10 protein-coding genes, 1 tRNA gene and 2 pseudogenes are annotated in these 19066 nt (G+C 71.1%); 8 read left to right on the forward strand and 5 right to left on the reverse strand.

All coding sequences use genetic code 11. The annotated features are described in order from the left end of the window. Positions 1–427 precede the first annotated feature (427 nt). Together OG972_RS00860 and OG972_RS00865 are read right to left on the reverse strand one after the other, a co-directional pair. A complete protein-coding gene (locus OG972_RS00860; protein ID WP_266977779.1) occupies positions 428–2272 on the reverse strand; it encodes a glycoside hydrolase family 15 protein in 1845 nt (614 codons plus the stop codon). 183 nt (positions 2273–2455) lie between these two features. Beyond that, positions 2456–3514, reverse strand: a complete 1059-nt coding sequence (locus OG972_RS00865) for an NAD(+)/NADH kinase (RefSeq protein WP_266977780.1) — start codon at positions 3512–3514, stop codon at positions 2456–2458. 501 nt (positions 3515–4015) lie between these two features. On the opposite strand from OG972_RS00865, the pseudogene OG972_RS00870 reads away from it, so the two are divergent. Then, a pseudogene (locus OG972_RS00870) lies at positions 4016–4813 on the forward strand (IS200/IS605 family accessory protein TnpB-related protein); the annotation flags it as partial. Positions 4814–4962: 149 nt separating this feature from the next. On the opposite strand, the gene OG972_RS00875 reads toward OG972_RS00870, so the two are convergent. After that, positions 4963–5124, reverse strand: a complete 162-nt coding sequence (locus OG972_RS00875; protein WP_266977781.1) for a hypothetical protein — start codon at positions 5122–5124, stop codon at positions 4963–4965. A 1090-nt stretch (positions 5125–6214) separates the two neighbouring features. Here OG972_RS00875 and OG972_RS00880 point away from each other — a divergent pair. The 3 genes from OG972_RS00880 to OG972_RS00890 all read left to right on the forward strand — a co-directional run bounded on the left by OG972_RS00880 (position 6215) and on the right by OG972_RS00890 (position 9548). Continuing rightward, positions 6215–6811 (forward strand): hypothetical protein, encoded by a 597-nt coding sequence (locus tag OG972_RS00880; RefSeq protein ID WP_266977782.1) that lies wholly within the window; start codon positions 6215–6217, stop codon positions 6809–6811. A gap of 478 nt (positions 6812–7289) precedes the next feature. Further along, positions 7290–7691, forward strand: coding sequence for a hypothetical protein (locus OG972_RS00885; RefSeq protein WP_266977783.1), 402 nt, complete (start codon positions 7290–7292; stop codon positions 7689–7691). 897 nt (positions 7692–8588) lie between these two features. Then, a complete protein-coding gene (locus tag OG972_RS00890) occupies positions 8589–9548 on the forward strand; it encodes a hypothetical protein (RefSeq protein ID WP_266977784.1) in 960 nt (319 codons plus the stop codon). Between the two features lie 137 nt (positions 9549–9685). Here OG972_RS00890 and OG972_RS49510 read toward each other — a convergent pair whose 3' ends face one another. Continuing rightward, on the reverse strand, positions 9686–9895 hold the full coding sequence (locus OG972_RS49510) for an SUKH-3 domain-containing protein (RefSeq protein ID WP_353961636.1): 210 nt from the start codon (positions 9893–9895) through the stop codon (positions 9686–9688). A gap of 1024 nt (positions 9896–10919) precedes the next feature. Between OG972_RS49510 and OG972_RS00895 the strand changes: the two genes are divergently transcribed. From OG972_RS00895 to bla, 3 genes and pseudogenes are all read left to right on the forward strand, one after another. Continuing rightward, positions 10920–11375: a transglycosylase SLT domain-containing protein gene (locus OG972_RS00895; protein ID WP_266990207.1), complete on the forward strand. Its 456-nt coding sequence runs from the start codon at positions 10920–10922 to the stop codon at positions 11373–11375. Positions 11376–12063: 688 nt separating this feature from the next. Then, positions 12064–13187: pseudogene (locus OG972_RS00900) on the forward strand (RNA-guided endonuclease InsQ/TnpB family protein). 371 nt (positions 13188–13558) lie between these two features. After that, positions 13559–14521: a class A beta-lactamase gene (gene bla / locus OG972_RS00905; RefSeq protein WP_266977785.1), complete on the forward strand. Its 963-nt coding sequence runs from the start codon at positions 13559–13561 to the stop codon at positions 14519–14521. Positions 14522–14707: 186 nt separating this feature from the next. Here bla and OG972_RS00910 read toward each other — a convergent pair. Continuing rightward, positions 14708–14784: transfer RNA gene (locus tag OG972_RS00910), tRNA-Trp, on the reverse strand. A 1501-nt stretch (positions 14785–16285) separates the two neighbouring features. Between OG972_RS00910 and OG972_RS00915 the strand changes: the two genes are divergently transcribed. Further along, complete coding sequence (locus OG972_RS00915; protein ID WP_323135835.1) at positions 16286–17491, forward strand: MFS transporter; 1206 nt, start codon at positions 16286–16288, stop codon at positions 17489–17491. Positions 17492–19066: the final 1575 nt, after the last annotated feature.

Raw genomic sequence — 19066 nt, forward strand, 5'->3', positions numbered from 1 at the left:
CGCCGCCCCCTCACGAGTGCTTCACCGGGCCGGTCTCTTTGGCCCTGGTCATGGACGGTAGAAGCTGCCGCAGCGGCAGTTCCGAGCCCGGCACGCAGGATCCCTGCCCCGCCGGGCCCTTCGCGTGCGCGCACCGGCCGGCCGGCGCCGTTGGCGTCCTGTGCGGTCCGGTCTGCGTCAACCGCCCGTGGCAGCGGGGTGCGGCGGCTGGGGTGGGTGCGTCGGGAAGTGTCACCACCGGGGGCACCCACCGTGAAGTACGCCGTCTTCCTCGGGCCGGTACACCGGTCGTGAGGATGGCGCCCTCGGCGTTGCAGCGCACGTGCTGGCGCGGCCGCCGACGGCTGTGGGCACCGGCCCGCAGACGGCGGCCGCAGGCCGGGCGGTGCCGGGCGGTGTGTTCGGGCGTCCCTCGGGGCCTGCGGGTTCAGCCGAGGGCGCGGTCGAGGTTGAATGCGGCGCTGATGAGGGAGAGGTGGGTGAAGGCCTGCGGGAAGTTGCCGAGTTGTTCTCCCGTCGGTCCGATTTCCTCTGCGTACAGGCCGAGATGGTTGGAGTAGGTGAGCATTTTCTCGAAGGCCAGGCGGGCCTCCTCCAGGCGGCCGGCCCGGGTGAGGGCTTCGATGTACCAGAATGAGCAGATCGAAAAAGTGCCCTCCGTGCCCGGGAGGCCGTCCGGGCTGGCTCCCGTGTCGTAGCGGTAGACGAGCGAGTCGGCGACCAGTTTCGTGCCAAGGGCGTCCAGCGTCGCGAGCCATTTCGGGTCGACCGGGGAGACGAACTTGACCAGGGGCATCATCAGCACGGAGGCGTCCAGGACGTCGCCGTCCAGTTGCTGGACGAAGGCACCGGCCTCGGCCGACCAGCCGCGTCTCATGATCTGCCGGTAGATCGCGTCACGGCTCTGCCCCCAGCGGACCAGATCGGCCGGCAGGCCGCGCCGGGTCGCCATGCGCATGGCCCGCTCGATCGCCACCCAGCACATCAGGCGCGAGTACAAGAAGTCCCGTCGTCCCCCGCGGATCTCCCAGACGCCTTCGTCCGGCTGGTCCCAGTGGTCGCAGACCCAGTCCACCACGGCGCCGACCTCGTCCCAGCGGTGGCTGCTGATGGGCTGCCCCCACTTGTCGTACAGGTAGATGGAGTCGATGAGCGCTCCGTAGATGTCCAGCTGGAGCTGGGTCGCGGCGGCGTTTCCCACCCGCACCGGGGACGACCCCAAGTAGCCCTCGAAATGTGATAGTTCGTGCTCGGGCAGCTCGCGGCGTCCGTCGATGCCGTACATGATCTGCAGCGGTCCGGTGGTCTCGTCCTCGCACATGATGCAGGAGGACAGAAAGCCCATGAACGCTTCGGCCTCCGAGGTGAAGCCCAGCCTGAGCATGGCGTAGATGCAGAAGGCGGCGTCCCTGACCCACGTGTACCGGTAGTCCCAGTTCCGCCCGCATCCGATCTCCTCGGGCAGGCTCGTCGTCGGCGCAGCCACGATCGCGCCGGTCGGCGCGTAGACGAGCAGCTTCAGGGTCAGCGCGGAGCGGTGCACCATCTCCCGCCACCGTCCGTGGTAGCGCGAGGCGCCCAGCCAGTGCCGCCAGAAGCGGACCGTGGCCTGGAACTCGTCCTCCGCCTCGCGCCGGGCGCACCCCCGCAAAGCGACCTCTGCCCCGACCCGGTCGAGGGCGAAGACCGCGGACTCGCCTTCCAGCAGCTTGAAGTGTGACCAGACGTCCGTGCCGTCGCATTCGAGCGGCACGGTGGCCGTCAGCGCCAGGGACAGGTTCCTGGATTCGAAGTGCGCCCTGTCGCCCTCAAGGCGTGCGCTGTGCGGCTCGGTCCCGTATCCGAAGCGGGGAGCCACCCGCGCGGTGAACGGAAGCGAGCCCCGGACGCAGAGCAGGCGTCTGATCAGCCGGTGCCGGTGGGCCTCGCCCGATTCATCGCCGATGGGCATGAAGTCCTGGATCTCGCCCACCCCGTCCGGGGCGAAGAACCGTGTGATCAGCACATTGGTGTCGGGAAAGTAGAACTGGCGGGTCCGCGCGGGCACGTCGGCGGCCAGCTGAAACGATCCGCCCCGGTCCGCGTCCAGGATGGAGCCGAACACGCTGGGTGCGTCGAACCGCGGGCAGCAGTACCAGTCGATCGTGCCGTCGGTGCCCACGAGCGCGACGGTACGGAGGTCGCCGATCAGGCCGTGGTCGGCGATCGGCAGGTAGCGCGGGGAGCTTGCCCCTTGCCCGTCTCCACTGCATCCGGCACTCTCGAACGCCATGCCAGGCCTCCCTGCCACCGCGACGCCACCGCCACGAAACCGAAAATAACCCTGATAAGAGTTTAAATCGCCACGCATTTGTCCCTGGTTCTGCCGCTTCAGCCGCCACCGCCGTGTGCCGCGCCGTGACTGCGACGGCGGTTCGCCGGCCTCGCAGAGCCGGCACCATCACCGGCCGTGCGTTCATGCGGCGGGCGGCGTGGGCCGGCGCAGGTGGGCCAGATCGTCGGGTGGCGGGGTGTCGGGCCGGTGGAAGAGGGGGGTCTGGTCGACGGCGGCCGCCGGGGCGTCGGCCAGCTGGAAGCGCTCGCGCAGCCGGTGGTAGAACTCCAGCGGTGCCAGACGGGCCAGGCGCAGCCGGTACGGTGCGCGGTAGGTTGCCACCCAGTCCCCCGGCTCCAGTACTCCGCGCGTCTGCCCGTCGATGCTCACGGCCACCCGGCCGGAATGCGGCAGCACGCGAACCACCACCGCCTCGTCGGCCGCGGCTATCACGGTGCGGCCGAAGGCCATGTGCGGAGCGACCGGGGTGAAAACGATGGCGTCGGCGGCAGGGTCCAGAACCGGCCCTCCCGCGGCGAAGTTGTAGGCGGTCGAGCCGGTGGGGGTTGCCACGATCACCGCGTCGGCCGAGTAGGAGGCGAGCAGCTGCCCGGCCAGGTACACGGCCACGCTCGCCTGCCGGTCCCGGGCGAGTTTTTCCAGGACCACGTCATTGACGGCGGTGACGTCCAGAGCGACACCCCAGCCGACCGGCTGCGCCCCGGCGGGGCGCACGGCCGGGGCGGGCAGCGCGGGACCGCGCCCGTAGCACAGCACCGTGTCCAGGCCGACGGGCGTGCGAAGCGGGCGCGACGCGCGCAGGGTGAGCACCATCCGCTCCTCGATCACCGCCTGATCGCGGTGGAGAACGTCCAGAGCGTCCTCCACCTGGTCGGTGGTGATCTCGGTCAGGAAGCCGAGCCGGCCCACGTTCACACCCAGCACCGCCGCCCCGTCCTTGGCGGCGATCCGCGCCCCGCGCAAAAACGTGCCGTCACCGCCGAACGTGATGATCAGCCCGGGATGGCCCGCTGCCTCGGCCTCCTCCTGGCCTCCGTGCCGCGGTTCCCCGTCCCGCCACACGTCGATGTCGGTGCAGGCGACACCGCGCGCGGCACACCACATGCGGGCGGCCCGCGCCGCCGCGACGGCGGCGGGCCGGCCTTCGTGGACAACCAGACCCAGCCGATTCAGAGGCATCACTTCTCACCGTAGACCGCCCCCACCCGACGTGCAGATCGCAACAGATCCTCCCTGGGGGCGCACCGGCAGGAGCCGCGTGCCACCACCCGGTGCGGGTGGTGGCACGCCGGGGTCACAAGGGTGCGCCCTGGTCAGGGGCGGAGCGGGAGGGGCGGGCGCAGGAGTCCTCGCCCGCTGAGCCGGTCCGCGAGGGCGAGGCGGTACCGGTCCGCGAGGGCGGGCCGGCTCGTTGCGCACTGTGGTGCCCGCCGGGCTGCCCATGGGGGGTTCCTGCCGGACCCGGCCGGGCCGGCTTCGAGGGCTGCCGGCCGGTCCTGTGCCGGCCGTTTCGGCAAGGTCAGGCCTGCTGCCACGATGCTCATGTGCGGCCTCGCCGGCCCCGTATGAAGATCGGAATCGGGTGTACGCACGGCGGGCCACCGCCAACCGTGTTCGAGCCGCCGGTCGTGGCCGTCCCGCCGGTGCGATCCCGGTGCTCCCCGCGCCTGCGCCGTCGCCGTCCGGACCGTCCCGTTGGAGACCGCCCGCGCCCGGGGCATGATCGGTGTCGACACCAACGCCGACCACTTCGCCGCCCACCGGCTCGATGGCCACGGCAACCCCGTCGGCGACCCGCACCGCTTCGGCTACGACCTGTCCGGCTCGGCCGGCCACCGTGACGCACAGATCCGCCACGCCCTGACCCGGTTGATCAACTGGGCGGTGCGTGCCGGTGTCGCCGCGATCGGCATCGAAGACCTCGACTTCACGCCTGAGAAGACCCGCGAGAAACACGGCCGCCGCAAGCGGTTCCGGCAGCTCATCTCCGGCATCCCGACCGGCAGGCTCAAGGCCCGGCTCGTGTCCATGGCCGCCGAACAGGGCCTCGCGATCATCGCGGTAGACCCCGCCTACACCTCCCAGTGGGGTGCCCAGCACTGGCAGAAACCGCTGACCACCCCCCACCGCACCATGTCCCGTCACGATGCCGCCGGTATCGCGATCGGACGACGCGCCCTCGGACACCCGGTCCGGGATGGGGTATCCCCTGCTCGAACGCAGTTGAGAGCTTGGGGAAGGACGGCACCGCCCCCACACGACCGGAGCGATCGTGCGGGGCATCGGACCGTCCAGGCCGGACCAGGTCACCGGGGGCGTGAGGGAACCCGCCCACCCACAACGGACCGGCCCCCTGGAGGACCGTCGCCGAGCGGGACGCGAAAACGGGAACCCAGCGCATCCAACACCGTTCGGGACGCGCCCAGAACGCAACAGTGGGTCCAGGACTCACTCATGCGCACTGGTGAGGAACGGTAGGCGCGGTCCGGGGCGTTTTCTCTTCGCCGTCGGGTAGCGCCGCTGTGACACCACGGTGGCGGAACCGCTTTGCGGTCGCTCGCTGTGCGGTTTCTCGCCGTCCCCGTCAGCGAAGGCAGTGGGGACCGGCGGGTACTGCGGCCTGTGTTTCAGGCAGCCGGGCGCCAGTACGGGTCGCGTCCGACGAAGGCCAGCAGCGTGTTTGCCCGGTCGCCGCCCCGCGCCTGCTGCAGGGCCGGGGCGAAGACGCCGAAGGAATCGCGGAGCCGGTCGACGAGCTGATCCGCCGCGGCGCACAGACCCTCGGCCAACTCCTGCTCCAGGGGCAGGTCCTGGCCGGTCGCGACCGCGATGTCCCAGGCACCTCCGGCCGGGACCGGGTGTCCTGTCGCGCCGGTCCTTGACCGGTCTCACCGAAGACCGGCCGGTGCCGCGGCGTTGCGGTCGAAGCTCCCGCGCCTGCGGCCAGGAGGGGGCGGGGCCCGTCGACGTGGCGACCTGAGCCGCATGGGCCGATGCTTCCACGGCCATGTTCCAGCGCACCGGCAGGCGGATCGGCGGGCCGGAGGCCTCTTAGAGGAGCTCACAAAATGGGCGCCCGGCTCGCGACGCCTGGCACGCACGCTCGCTGCGTTGCCGAAATGCCCTGGTAGCTCCCTCCCCAAGCTCTCAGCTTCGTTCGAGCAGGGGAGACCCCATTCGAGGACCTTCCAGCGCCTTGCGATCCGCACGCACCAGACGCCGCGAGCTGATCGGACTCCCATTTTGTGAGCTCCTCTTAATGTCTGCGGGCCGGTCGACCGGGGCCACGTGTCGTTGTCCTCAGCAAGGCCGGGCCATCGCTTCAGGAGCAAAAGACTCCGATGAGACGGGACAGGCGCCATCCGCGCAGATGGGAATCGGTGCCGTGCGGGAATTCCACGCGTGCAAACGTTCAATCGCGGCGCCCACGGCTCCGAGGCGCCGGACCGAACCGGATGATCGCGACGACGGCCGCCGCCGTCGCCCCGCCCGGCGCCGCCACGGTCGTCCACCGCGCCGACAAGGGCCGGCCCGCATCCGGTCGCACGCGCTGTGACGGTCGGGGTGGTGGGGTGGGTGCCGGTGACTGGTGTTCAGGGCGGTGGGGTGAGGTTTTTCGGTGTGCGGGGCCGGGCGACATGCTGCCGACAGGGTGATCGGGCGTCATCAAGTCGCCCAGAAGGCCTAATCGTGTGCCAAATAAGCTTACTTTCACATGCATTGACGGAGTGTCATGTGCCGATCGATGGGCGGTGCGGGGCGCGCGTACACCCGGTCGGCCCCCTGGTGATACGTCCGAGATGCCAGCTAAAGGCGCCATAAGTACGTTCGTCACAGGCCGGTTGCCCGGCCGACCCTCAGAGACAAGGGAGAAGTGACATGAAGACGCGTACCGTCGCCATGACCGCTGCCGCAGTGGGCGCCGCGGTCATCGCCACTACCGGCATCACCTATGCCTCGGCCGCCGGATCCGCCCCGGCTGCTGCCCCGTCCGTTCAACAGGCCGCCCCGGCTGCTCAGCAGGCCGCCCCCGACGCGGCTCCGCTCGGTGGTGAAGGCGGTGGCAACAGCGGCAACGGCGGCAACGGCGGCAAGGGGAACGAGGGAGGCTACGGCGGCGGCTACGGTGGCGGCAACAACCGTGGCGGCAACGAGCGTGGTGGTTTCCGCCACAAGGAGGAGGGCCGGATCTTCATCAACGAGCGCTCGTACTCGGCTCGCGGTGAGGATGGCTGCATCACGGTGGTCAGCGGTCTGGGCGCCCGGAGCTTCAACGTCCGTAACGACAGCCGCCGGACCGTCGAGTTCTTCCGCGGGGCGACCTGCGACAACGGTTCCCCGGTTGCGACGGTCGGTCCCTGGAGCACCAGCAACGGTGTCTTCACCCGTCACCACGTCCGTGGCGGCGTGTTCGTCAAAAACGGTGTCGTGGGCAGCTTCCGGGTGGTCCGGGACCACTTCGACAAGGAGTGGTAAAGGGCCACTGCGACCAGTGGTAAATATCCTCCGCAGCACACGGAAACTCCGGCCCGTCGGAATCGGGCCGGGGTTTCCGGCATGCGGGGGTACCCCTCGGCACACCCCCAAACCCCCCGCACCCGCTACGCCATGCCCGCGTTCACCGAGCGCCGCGCATGTCGCCGCAGCCGGCATCCTGCGGGCCGCGGCGGATCGAACATTCCGCGGTCCCGGTTCCACCGGATCCGCGTCCGCACCGGAGGCGGCCAGGCCATCACGCCGTTCGGAGGGAATCCCTGCCTTACTGTGCGCTCGGCCGCCGGCATCAGCTCCAGTACCGCCCGCTCACCCGGGCGGCAAGGCTGCCCGCATCCGGCGCACTGCGACGTCGAACGATTGTCGGCCAGTTGGCGGATCCGCCTCCTGAGGCAGGCGGCGGGGGGCTTGAGTACGCGTACTCAAGCCCCCCGCCGCCGTGCCGCGCAAAGGTGAGGGCATGACGAAGAAGAGGACCGCCCGCTGGGTGAGGGGCACGCTCGTGTCCGCGGTGGCGGCCGTCGCCTGCTACGGGATCTGGGCGTCCCTTCGGCAATGGGCCCAGGATGTGAGCGCGGCCGATCCGGACACGATGTTCGCCGGGTCCTTCGAGCTCCTGTTGGCGGGGTTCACGGGCGTGGTGTCGATGCCGGTGCTGCTGTGGGCCGGGATGCGGGCCCTCGGGGAGCGGCGCACCCACCTGTTCGTGAGCGTCGGCTCAGTGACGTGGCCCTTCCTCGGCGGACACGTCGTCGAGGATTACGTCAGCGACGCGAGGACCGTCATGTACCTGGCTCTGTTCGCAGGGCTCTGCGGTCTGCCGGCCTTGGCCACGGCACCGGACAGACAACAGGCGCGTTGAGCCGGACCGGAGAAGTTCCGTTCCTGTCGCACGAGCCGCTGCCCGGCCGCGTCCCCCGAGTCGTCCTTGCCGTGTTCCACCCTGAGCATGCGGGGCGCAGCGGATTCCCCTCAGGGCGGGGCTCTCGACACCGGTCGTCATCTCGCAGGGGAGCCGCCTGATGCCCCGTCCGCTGATCACATGACGCGGTACCTGGCACGCAAGGAGTGTGTCCCGTCGGGCCTCACGAGCATGGTCGTCGACGTGGGGTCATGGCTGAACTGCAAGCCGATCTGCAGCGACCGTTCCTGGGCGGTGGGCAGGAGTGAGTCCTGGCTCACCGGCACGCCCCGAACGGTCTTGGGCGCACTGGTTCTCCGCTTTCGCGTCCCCGGCGGCGACGCATATCCCGTATGCGGTCCGTCCCAGGCGGGCGGAATCCCTACGACCTGGCCATACGGGTGTGGCCGGAGGCGACGGGGGAAGCCCCGAACCATCTCTCCGGTGACACGGGGGCCCCGACCGCTGACACCACACCCGGCGTCCCAGATCGCACCGAGAACGTTACCCACACCTCACCGGGCATACCCGCAGATCGTCACACCGCTCACCCCATCGTGCCCATGTTCTGTGTCTGCCCAGCAGTTGTGAACCCCTCGAACGACGGCGCACACCAGAAGATCGCGGCCCTCTGCTCCTGTGCATCGTCGAGGCCGTTCTCCGTCTCCTGCCCGTCACGCCGGCGCGGATCACGTAACAACTAGTCTGCTGTACTGATCATCGGCGCGTCGCGACGGAGTCTGATGCCCGACCAGCTGCGCGCGGTTCAAGCTCCTCCTTGACTTCGGATTTGGAGTTCCCAAAACGATCGAACCAAGGAGCACTTACATGCGTCCCGCCAACAGGACACGGGCCCAGATGAGATCTCAGCCCCGACGAGGCCGATGGGTGGCCGGCGGCACGATCGCCGCACTCACGCTGGTCCTGACTACCGGGGTGAGCAGCACGGCTGCGGCGGCAGCCCGGGCCCCTGGTGCACCCTCGATCGCCTCTGGCCCGGGGGACGGCGGAGGCGACAACTGCAAGCACAGGCCGCATGACGACAAAGGCAAGGACCGCTGTCAGAGGGGTCCGACCGGCCCCACGGGCCCCCCAGGCCCGCAGGGTGAGCCGGGTCCGGCCGGACCAGAGGGACCGCAGGGCGAGCCGGGCACACCCGGTGCACAAGGCAAGCAGGGCGAGCAGGGCGAGCCCGGTGCACAAGGCAAACAGGGCAAGCAGGGCGAGCAGGGCAAGCCCGGTGCACAAGGCAAACAGGGCAAGCAGGGCGAGCAGGGCGAGCAGGGCGAGCCCGGTGCACAAGGCAAACAGGGCAAGCAGGGCGAGCAGGGCGAGCAGGGCGAGCCCGGTGCACAAGGCAAACAGGGCAAGCAGGGCGAGCAGGGCAAGCCCGGTGCACAAGGCAAACAGGGCGAGCAGGGCGAGCCCGGACCAGAAGGACCGCAGGGCGAGCCGGGCACACCCGGTGCACAAGGCAAGCAGGGCGAGCAGGGCGAGCCCGGTGCACAAGGCAAACAGGGTGAGCCGGGTGAGCAGGGCAAGCAGGGTGAGCCGGGCCCTAGCGGTATCGCCAACCTCACCCAATGGCAGGGACCCCTCGTAAATGTGCCTGCGGGCGGGATTCATGTGGAGAGTACAGCCGTCTGCCCTGCGGGCCAGACGGCTGTCTCCGGCGGGTGGGGCTCGGGCTACGGAGTTGTTCCGGGTGCCTCTCTCCAGACCACCACCAATACCTTCGGCGACAGCTGGACTGTCGCCTTCGACAATCCCACCGACGACGTTCTTGGCGGAGTGGCGTTCGCGTACTGCGCTGCCTGATGGCGTAGCGATACGCAGCGCAGTTTCCGGTGTGCGTGCGGGCTGCAGCGAGGGCCGATCCACCTCAGTCCTCGCTGCTCCCCTTTCTCCTTGCGTGCGGTACCCCGCCAGCCGGCGGTCCCGGGCTGACATCGCCTTCACGTGGCCGGCTCCGTCGGGTCCAGCTCGAACGGTGTGCGTGCACAACCGATCCCTGGCCCGCTGATGCTCACGGTCAGACCGCCGAACTCCTGCAGGAAGGTCTCCGCGGCGTCGTGCGTGACGGGGCCGGTTCTTTCGTACGGGGATCGCCAGCGGCTCGTGTCCCTCTTGCGTCCGGGCGCCCCCGCCCCGAGCCAGGACCTCACGTGCCTGTGGCAACCAGCTGCTCATCCTGGGCCCCGGTTCCGCATCTCGGGGGAACCTCAAGGGGTGAAAACCGATCATCTCGGCGCGGCCGGCGCCGGCGGACAGTGCGTGACCGCTCCACAGAGCCAGAACCGAAACTCGTGAACAATCCGATGCCGCGTCAGCGGTGAGTGATTCCCGGACCGCTGTCGAGGTGCTGCTCGATCTCGTGGCCGGAGCCAGGTGCACCGGGCCGGCGGCTCCTCAGCCCCGGGGCTTGCGGTGGCCCCGCCGGGGCGGGTGGGCCATCGCCTGGCGGGTGCGGGGGCCGTGCCCACCCAAGACGGGAGGTGGGCCGATGCCGGCGGTGGCCCGGGCGGCCACTGACGGTGCTCGTTGGGTCCACCCGCCGCCCGGGCCGGCTTTCGGTGGTGCAGGTCCAGGCGGCGGCGCGAACAGCTGACGCAACCGCACGGGCCACCGCAGTCCCCCAGGCCCTGCGGCACACCGATATCCGCCCGCCCCCTCCCACCCGGGTTTCACAGGCCTCCCCCGGCCAAGCCCATTCACACGGCCACGCGACACCGAATCAGCCCTGTTGCAGGGGGCGGCACGCGCCGCGTGCCGCCCCCGTCATGCGTCGCCACCCGATCGGTCACACGCCGGCCGCCCGGTCAGGATTCCCCTCGGATTCGCGCCGATAATCGCCGCACCACCATCAATACAGTGCGCTTATTCGGCATTACGGTGAGCGAATACGGCGTCCTTTATATGACGCAGACCACGTGACCCACGCCACCCTTGTGCCGATTTGAGGCATTTGCCGTGTGGGGTGGGCCACGTGACGGCCGTCACTCCGAAGTCGGATAGTAGGCCCACGGAGACCCTGTCCGCAGTCTCGACGGCAACTCTCCCGATCATTTCCGGCACCCAGTACGAATCCTTTTAGTAAAAGAGGGGCATTGACCCGGGATTTGTCCTCGATTAACAATTCTTGGCATCACCCCCCGACGGAAGAGGAATTACCGGATGCAGTTCACCGCGATGTCCACGAAGTTCGCCCGCATGACCAAGACCAAGAAGATCTCGATGGGCATGCTCGCCGCCGGCGCCGCAGTCATGGCCGGCACCGTCGCAGGCGCCCCGGCCGCCTCGGCCGCCACCCCCGCCCAGTCCGGCGGCGGCAACGTCGACGCCTGGATCAACCAGTCGCTCAAGGTCATGCACGCGAAGGGCATCCCCGGCACCTACGACGGCATCAAGCGCAACCTGATGCGCGAGTCCTCCGGCAACCCCAACGCCATCAACAACTGGGACTCCAACGCCACCAAGGGCATCCCGTCCAAGGGCCTGCTCCAGGTCATCGACCCCACGTTCAACTCGTACCACGTCAGCGGCACCTCCCAGAACATCTACGACCCGGTCGCCAACATCACCGCCGCAGCCAACTACGCCGCCCACCGCTACGGCTCCATCGACAACGTCAACTCGGCCTACTGACCGAACGTGTCGGTTGCACAGCCGAACCCGGTCAGGACCTGCCCGGGCCCGGCCCTGCGGACCCGCCCCCAGTTGCCCAGCAGTCCTGGGCGGTCGGCCCTCGAAACAGGCCGACCGGGCGGACCACTGCAGGCGCAGTGTTCGTGACCGGCCTGCCGGTGGCAGCGTTCCCGCATCCACCGGCGGCACATCCTGCCCTGTGCGGCGCGCAGACGCATCGTGGCCGCGGTCGAGGCGGCCCGGCCCCGCGCCGCTTCCGGGAAGAGCTGTGCCGAAGTGCCACCGCACCCCCCACCGGGCGCTGCCCGGTGCTGTTGCGGTGGAGGCACGGATGGTGGTGTCAAAGCGCCCCACGAGCAGCCCGAGCGGCAGGCTGCGCAGGTGTGTCCGAGCCGGACGCCGAGACGTGCCGTGTGTACTGCACAGATGCCGCCCCGGCGCTTTCGCGGCCCTTCTTGACCACCGCCGCATTCACTGCGCCGGCCTTCGCCGTGACCGCACTCGCACTGCCGCCCCGCAGGAAGGCGCTCAGCGCGACCGCCTGACACACCACCAGACCAGTCGGCCCCGCCAACCGCGGAGGCCGGCTTCGCTGTTCCTCAACCGCCCCGCCCGGCCGCCCCGCCCGGTGACATGAGCCAAGAGCAGTGTGGTTCCGTCGGCTCGGATCGAAGAGGGGGTGGGCCGGTTGATTCGTGCGCACAAGTTCCTCATGCGGCCCACCGCGGGTCAGCAGGTCGCGCTCGGTGAGATGCTCCGCGATCACTGCTTGCTCTGCAATGGGGCGTTGCAGGAGCGTCGCGACGCCTGGCACCACACTTCGAAGACCGCCGCCCGGTGCGGGCAGCAGTCCGTGCAGTTCAAGGAGATCCGGGCGTTCGACCCGGAGCGTCAGAGCCGCTGGTCGTTCTCCTCTCAGCAGGCGACGCTGCGGCGGTTGGACAAGGCGTTCGCCGCGTTGTTCCGCCGGGTCAAGGCCGGTGAGAAGCCGGGCTGTCCGCGTTTTCGCACAGTGGGCCGGCTCGACACGGTGGGGGCCGGGCACATCAAGGTGCACCAGCACCGGCCGGTGGCCGGCAGGGTCAAGACGGTCTCGGTCAAGCGCGAGGGCCGTAAGTGGTTCGTCGTGCTGACCGCCGAACAGGCCGCGCCCGAGCCGCTGCCCGCGACCGGCAGTGTGGTCGGCATCGACCTGGGCACAGCCGACTTCCTCGCCGACTCACCCGGTGGGTTCGTGCCCGGCCCACGTCACGGCCGCAAAGCCGCCGCGAAGCCCGAAACCGCGCAGCAGACGCTCAGCCGGTGCAAGCGCGACAGCAAGCGCCGCCGCAAGGCCGTGGAGACAGTCGCCGCCCCGCACCGCAAGGTCCGCCGCCAGCGCCTTGGCCACGCGCACAAAACCGCGCTCGATCCTGTACGCGAACATGACGTCATCACGCACGAAGACCTCAAGATCTCCCACATGAGCCGGGCACCCGCACCGAAGCCCGGCCCTGATCAGCCGGGCAGCTTCCTGCCCGGCTGAGCCGCGGGCAAAGCCGGGCTGAACCGTTCGATCAGCGATGCCGGTCGGGGGTGTTCCTCACGATCTGGACCGCCAAGGCCGAAAGCGCCCGACGGGAAGTGACGGCCGTGGACCCCCGCAACACCTCCCGGCGGTGCCCCGCATGCCGGCACACCGCCAAGGAGAACCGGCCCACCCAGGACACGTTCCACTGCACCGTCTGCGGCCACCACGCGCACGCCGGCACAGTGGGCGCCCTTCACGTTCTACGGGCCGGGCCGGTCCGTCGCGAAACCCGACCGGCATAGCGAGAAACCACCCCCGTTCAGGGGGGAGGAGTCACGCGGCGGCTGATCTCGGCGAGTGTCTGCGGTCGCTGCCCGCGGCTATGGGCGAGCGCCCGGCAGCTGACCGCGGCTGCCCCGTCCAGCTCACGCCCAGGCCCCGTCAGCGCCGCCGGGGTCTGTCGTCGCACGTCCCCTCCATCCGTGTGCTGCAAGGGTGGTGACGGCCGTTCGGCAAAGTCCGGCGGTCTGGTCGCAGCAGGGGGCGGGCGTGGGCCACTGCTGCGAGCGGCCCACGGCCAAGGGCGTCGGGCAGCGGTTGGTGCGGTCATTGCCACCAAGCCGGGCAGGAGCTGATGTCATGACAGACGTCCTGCCGTACGAAGGAAAGGCACATGGCTGTGCGATCCATCGGAGCCCGCGCGACCCGCCGGACAGTCCTGGCCGCCCTGGCCGCCGGGGCCGGTACCGGAGCGGCTCCGGCCGCCGGAGCCGCCCCGGCCGCCGTATCCCCGCCGCCTCCCGCACCCACCGCCTTCGCCGCGCCCGGCGCGGCGGCCCACGTCACCGGGCAGTTGCGCGCCCTGGAGCGGGAGCACTCCGCCCGGCTCGGCGCGTACGCCCATGACACCGCCACAAACCGCACGGTGGTGTACCGGGCGGACGAGCGCTTCCCGATGTGCTCCCTGTTCAAGACCATCGGCGCGGCTGCGGTCCTTCGCGATCTGGACCGCAGCGGCGAGTTCCTGGCCCGCCGTATCCGCTACACCGCGCAGTACGTGAAGGCCTGCGGCCACTCGCCGGTCACCGGCACGTCCGAGAACCTCTCCCGCGGGATGACGGTCGCCGACCTGTGCAGGTACTCCATCACGCACAGCGACAACACCGCGGCCAACCTCCTGCTCCGAGAACTGGGCGGCCCCACCGCCGTCACCCGCCTGTGCCGCTTTGTCGGCGACCCGGTCACCCGCCTCGACCGGTGGGAGCCCGAGCTGAACTCTGCGGAGCCATGGCGCAAGACGGACACCACGACACCTCGCGCGATCGGGCGGACCTACGCCCGCCTCGTCCTGGGTGACGCGCTCGTCCCCCGCGACCGCCGGCTGCTGACCGGCTGGCTGCTCGCCAACACCACCAGCGGTGAACGCTTCCGCGCCGGGATTCCCGCCGGCTGGACCGTCGCCGACAAGACCGGCGGCGGCAGCTACGGCGGCAACAACGACGCCGGCGTCGCCTGGCCCCCCGGCCGGCCGCCGGTCGTCCTGGCCGTCATGACCACCAAGCCCGACCGGGACGCCCCCGCCGACAACCTGCTGGTCGCCAAGGCGGCCGGCGTTCTGGCTGCGGCCCTGAGCTGACCACCGGCAGCAACATTCGGGGGCAGGCCGGCACGATGTGCCCGAGCGATACGGTTCCCGGGCCGGCCCGCGCCCGTCAGCCGGGCGGCACGCCGTATCCGGGCCGCGGTCGTCCCGGCCGGGACGTGACCGCGCCGGTGGTCCCGGACCGTGGGCAAGGGCCGGGGGCCGGGGAGCCCTGAACGGTGGCAGGGGTGGCAGGAATCGAACCTGCGGCATCCGGTTTTGGAGACCGGCGCTCTGGCCATCTGAGCTACACCCCTTCGGTGTGCGTCAGCCTGTCATGCCCGGCGAGCCCGGCTCCACACAATTTTTCGCGGTAGGTCGCCGGGCGCGAACAGGAGAACGGTTTCGGCCGCACCGACCGCGTCGAGTGCGGGTGCGGTCCGCGGGGGCCTGCACGTCAACCTGACGCATCGCCCGGTGCCCGGCTCGCCCGCCGGAGCAATCGCAGGAGGCCGTAACCCTTTCCGCCCAGGCCAGCACGCGCAGCGCATCACACACGCATGCGGCCCGGCGCGGGACCTCGGTCCGGCACGCACCAACCAGGAAGCGGCCCCGGCATCCTGGCTCTTGAGCGCGCCCGCAGCTCCTCAGCCCCCCGCAAGGTCCGCGGAGGCAGGACAAAGCCGCGGCAAGGTAACCCCCCTATTCTTTTCTTTTCACCGGGCACCGGTGCGGCGGTGAGCGCAGATCTTTTCGCCGGGCACCGGTGCGGCGGTGAGCGCAGAAGGTGCGGGCCGGTCCGGCGGCGGCAATCACCGGGGGGACGGGCCCTGAGAGCACCGCCGGCGGTGCTCTCAGGGGCGGCGCGTGCGGTGACGGCCCGGCTGCCGGACCTCATCGGCGCTGCCCGGCCGGCCGGTCGTGCTCGCGCCCGCACCGTGCGTCGGCAGGCCATCGCAGCCCTGCGCGGCGGCCGCCGCGCACGCAGGCGGGCTGCACAACGGCGGCCCGCCCGGTCGACGTGCGAAGGGCTCCCGGGCGGGCTTCCGCTTCCATGCTGCCCCCGAGTCCTGCCGTTCGGGTGCGGCCGCGCGGCAGGCGGGGCCGAATGAGGTCGGGGCTGCCGCACAGTCGGGTGACACCGAAGGCCGTCAAGCCTCCAGTCCGGCGGTCTCGGCACTGGGCTCCAGGCGCGGCCCGGAGGAGATGGCCACCCGCTCCCCCGCGTACCGGCAGCGGCTTCCCCCAGGGGCCGGAGGAAGCCGCTGGGCGAGATCCTGGCCGGTTCCGGGCGGGGGCCGGGTCCGGCGGTGACCGCGACGGACGAGGTCGCCGCGCGGTGTTCGCAGGCGCCGGGCCGCCCGGCGCCCGGGCAGGACCCCGGCCGGCGGGAGGCGTCCTTCCTGGCGGGGGTCGTGTTCCGGGCTGCGGCGGGCCCGACTCCCCTGGCCGGGCGGACACCGCCGCGCGGCCGGGGGTGTTGGGCAGGGGCCGCAGGAAGGCCAAGGGGAGGCGGGGCTGGAGGCGGACGCGGAGGGGCCGCCGACGAGGCGGCCGGGGCGCAGGCGATCCAGAGCCGTCAGCCGGGGTCCGTCTGCTGATGTTCCTGCTTCCTGCCGCCGCCCCCGCTCGTGCCGGCGGCCTGCGTTCGCAGGCCCACGAGGGCGCCCGGCTGCCGCGAGGTGACCTGCAGGGCCTTGCGGGCCGGCAGCAAGGGGTACCGCAGGCTCTGCCGTGTGCTGGTGGCTTTTGTGCATCGGCCCGTCCCCGGGCGAAGCCAACGCCTCCGCGCGCCCCACCCGATGCCTATGGTGAGTTGTGATCAACCAGGACACGGACCGTCAGCAGAGCACTGTGCGGCCCGGATATCTGGCCGCGGCGGGTGTGTTCGCGGTCGGGATGATGGGCACGACCCTGCCGACACCGCTGTACGGGCTCTACCGTGAACAGATCGGCTTTTCCGAACTGATCGTCACCGTGGTTTTCGCCGTCTACGCCATCGGTGTGATCGCCGCCCTGCTCCTGGCCGGCGGCTTCTCCGATGTTCTCGGCCGCCGCCCGGTCCTGCTGTGCGCGCTGGGACTGGCCGCGCTGAGCGCGGTGTGCTTCTTGCTGGCGGGCGGGCTGCCGCTGCTGTTCACGGGCCGTGTCCTGTCGGGGCTGTCGGCCGGACTGCTCAGCGGCACGGGCACGGCCGCTGTGCTGGAACTGGCACCCGCCGGGCGCAGTGCCCGGGCAGGATTCGCGGCGACCGCGGCCAACATGGGCGGCCTGGGACTCGGCCCCCTGGTCGCGGGGACCCTGGCCCAGTACGCGCCATGGCCGCTGCGGCTGCCGTTCCTGACCCATCTGGCGCTCCTGACGGCCGCGGTGGCTGTCACCGCGCTGCTGCCCGAGACCGTGCACCGCAGCGGCGCCAGGCCCCCGCTGCGGCCGCAGGGCATGGTCGTCCCCGCCGAGGTACGCGGCGTGTTCGCGCCCTCCGCACTCGCCGCCTTCGCCGGATTCTCACTGCTGGGCCTGTTCACCGCGCTCACGCCGGCCTTCCTCACCCAGACCCTGGGCGTGCACGACCTGGCCGTGACCGGCGCCGTCGTCTTCTGCGTCTTCTGCGCCTCGGCCTGCGGGCAGTTGCTGATGGGCCCCGTCGGCACGCGCAACGCCCTGCCCGTCGGCTGCCTGATGCTGGTGGCCGGGCTGCTCGTAGTGGGGTCGTCGCTGCTGCTGGCGTCGCTGCCGGTCCTCCTCCTGGGTGCCGTGACCGGCGGCACCGGCCAGGGCCTGGCCTTCCGGGCGGGCCTGAGCGTGGTGAGCACAGCGGCTCCCGGCACCCACAGGGGCGCCACCATCTCAGCGTTCTTCGTCGTCGCGTACACGGGAATCTCGGTGCCCGTCATCGGGATCGGCGCACTGGCAACGGCACTGGGACTGCGCAACGCAGGCCTGGTGTTCGCCGGCTGCGTGATACTGCTGGCCGCCACAGCGGGCGGCTACCTGTCACGGCATCCACCCGCACGCACCTGAGAGCCTGTCCGGTGACCTTCGACCGGATAGCGGACGCGGTCCGGTACACGCGATTCCAAAGCGACGGAAGGTCCTCGGACGGGGACTCCCCCGCTCGAACGAAGCCGAGAGCCCGGAGAAGGAACTACCAGGATATTTCGGCAACACGGGAAGCGCGCGTGCCAGAGCATGACCGCCCGGTCAGAGATCACCCGACAGGCTCTGAACCGGCCCCCAGCGCACGACCCCCCTCACGCCGGCCCGGACCTCACCCACCCCGGCCACAGACACGAAACCAGCACCAGCACCCCAGCCACGGAACCAACACCCCGGCACCCCAGCCACGGACGCGGAACCAGCACCTGCCCCGTCTCACTCAATCAAGATATTTTCTCAACGAACCGAGTCGTTCGGGCTTCTGTCTCAGCGAACCCGGTCGCACGGCTGAGCGCACTGGGGGTACTGGATGGCTGTACCGGCACGCAACTCGAGCGAGTATTTCCTGGGGGCAGCCATGGTCGATGTTCCTCTCATGAGTCCCATCTGACCCGCTGTCACTTCTTTCCGCATCTCGGGGGAACCTCACCTGTGCCCCCCGGGGGAAAGAAGCACGGGAGCAGGGAGCTACGACGGGCGGGCCAGGGGCAGCCCCCCACCCGGACGAAGGCGGGGACGCAAGCGCTCAGCCCCGGATGACACGCAGGCGGCAAACCCCGCGGACGCGCAGCGGACGCAGCAGGCGGGGCGGACGCGCAGGCAGCGGGCGCAGCAGGCGGGACGCGCAGCGGACGCAGCAGGCGGGGCGGGCGCGCAGCGGGCGGGGCGGGCCCGCAGGCGGGCGCAGCAGGCGGGGCGGACGCGCAGGCGGCGGGCGGGCGCAGCGGGCGCAGCGGACGCGCAGCGGACGCAGCGGACGCGCAGCGGGCGCGCAGCGGGCGCAGCGGACGCGCAGCGGACGCAGCAGGCGGGGCGGACGCGCAGGCAGCGGGCGCAGCAGGCGGGACGCGCAGCGGACGCAGCAGGCGGGGCGGGCGCGCAGCGGGCGGGGCGGGCCCGCAGGCGGGCGCAGCAGGCGGGGCGGGCACGGCGAGCGCAGCGGGCGGGGCGGGCCCGCAGGCGGACGCAGCGGGCGGGGCGGACGCGCAGGCGGGGGCGGGCGCGGTTTGTGCCTCCGGGTGCCCGGGCCGTCAAGGACGGTCCGGGCACCCGGAGGCACGTCGTCGCATTGCGGGTGCCTTCGGCCGCCACGAAGAAACCAGACCGCTTCCCCCCGCGCCGGCCGGGGACCGGACGCGACCGCGGGTCCCGGCACGACGATGACCCCGGCCCCGGAGCGAGCCCGGCACGCTCACCAAAACAGTCGACACCCGGTGCCCCACCGCCCGTGCCGGATGCCCAGGAACAGACCACCAGGGCCGGTGACGCAGGTTTCGCCCCACCGCCAAAGCCCCGCAGGAAAGGGACCGCAGGTCCAGAGGAAAGGGACCGCAGGTCCAGGCCCTTGCCGCCGGGGCGATCCCCTGCGCCGGGCCCGGCTGCCCTGCTCCCGATACGCAAGGGACTGCGCGGTCCCGGCCGTGAGCACGTCCCCTGCGA

Source organism: Streptomyces sp. NBC_01669 (genome assembly GCF_026339735.1).
Classification (GTDB): Bacteria; Actinomycetota; Actinomycetes; order Streptomycetales; family Streptomycetaceae; genus Streptomyces; species Streptomyces yanii.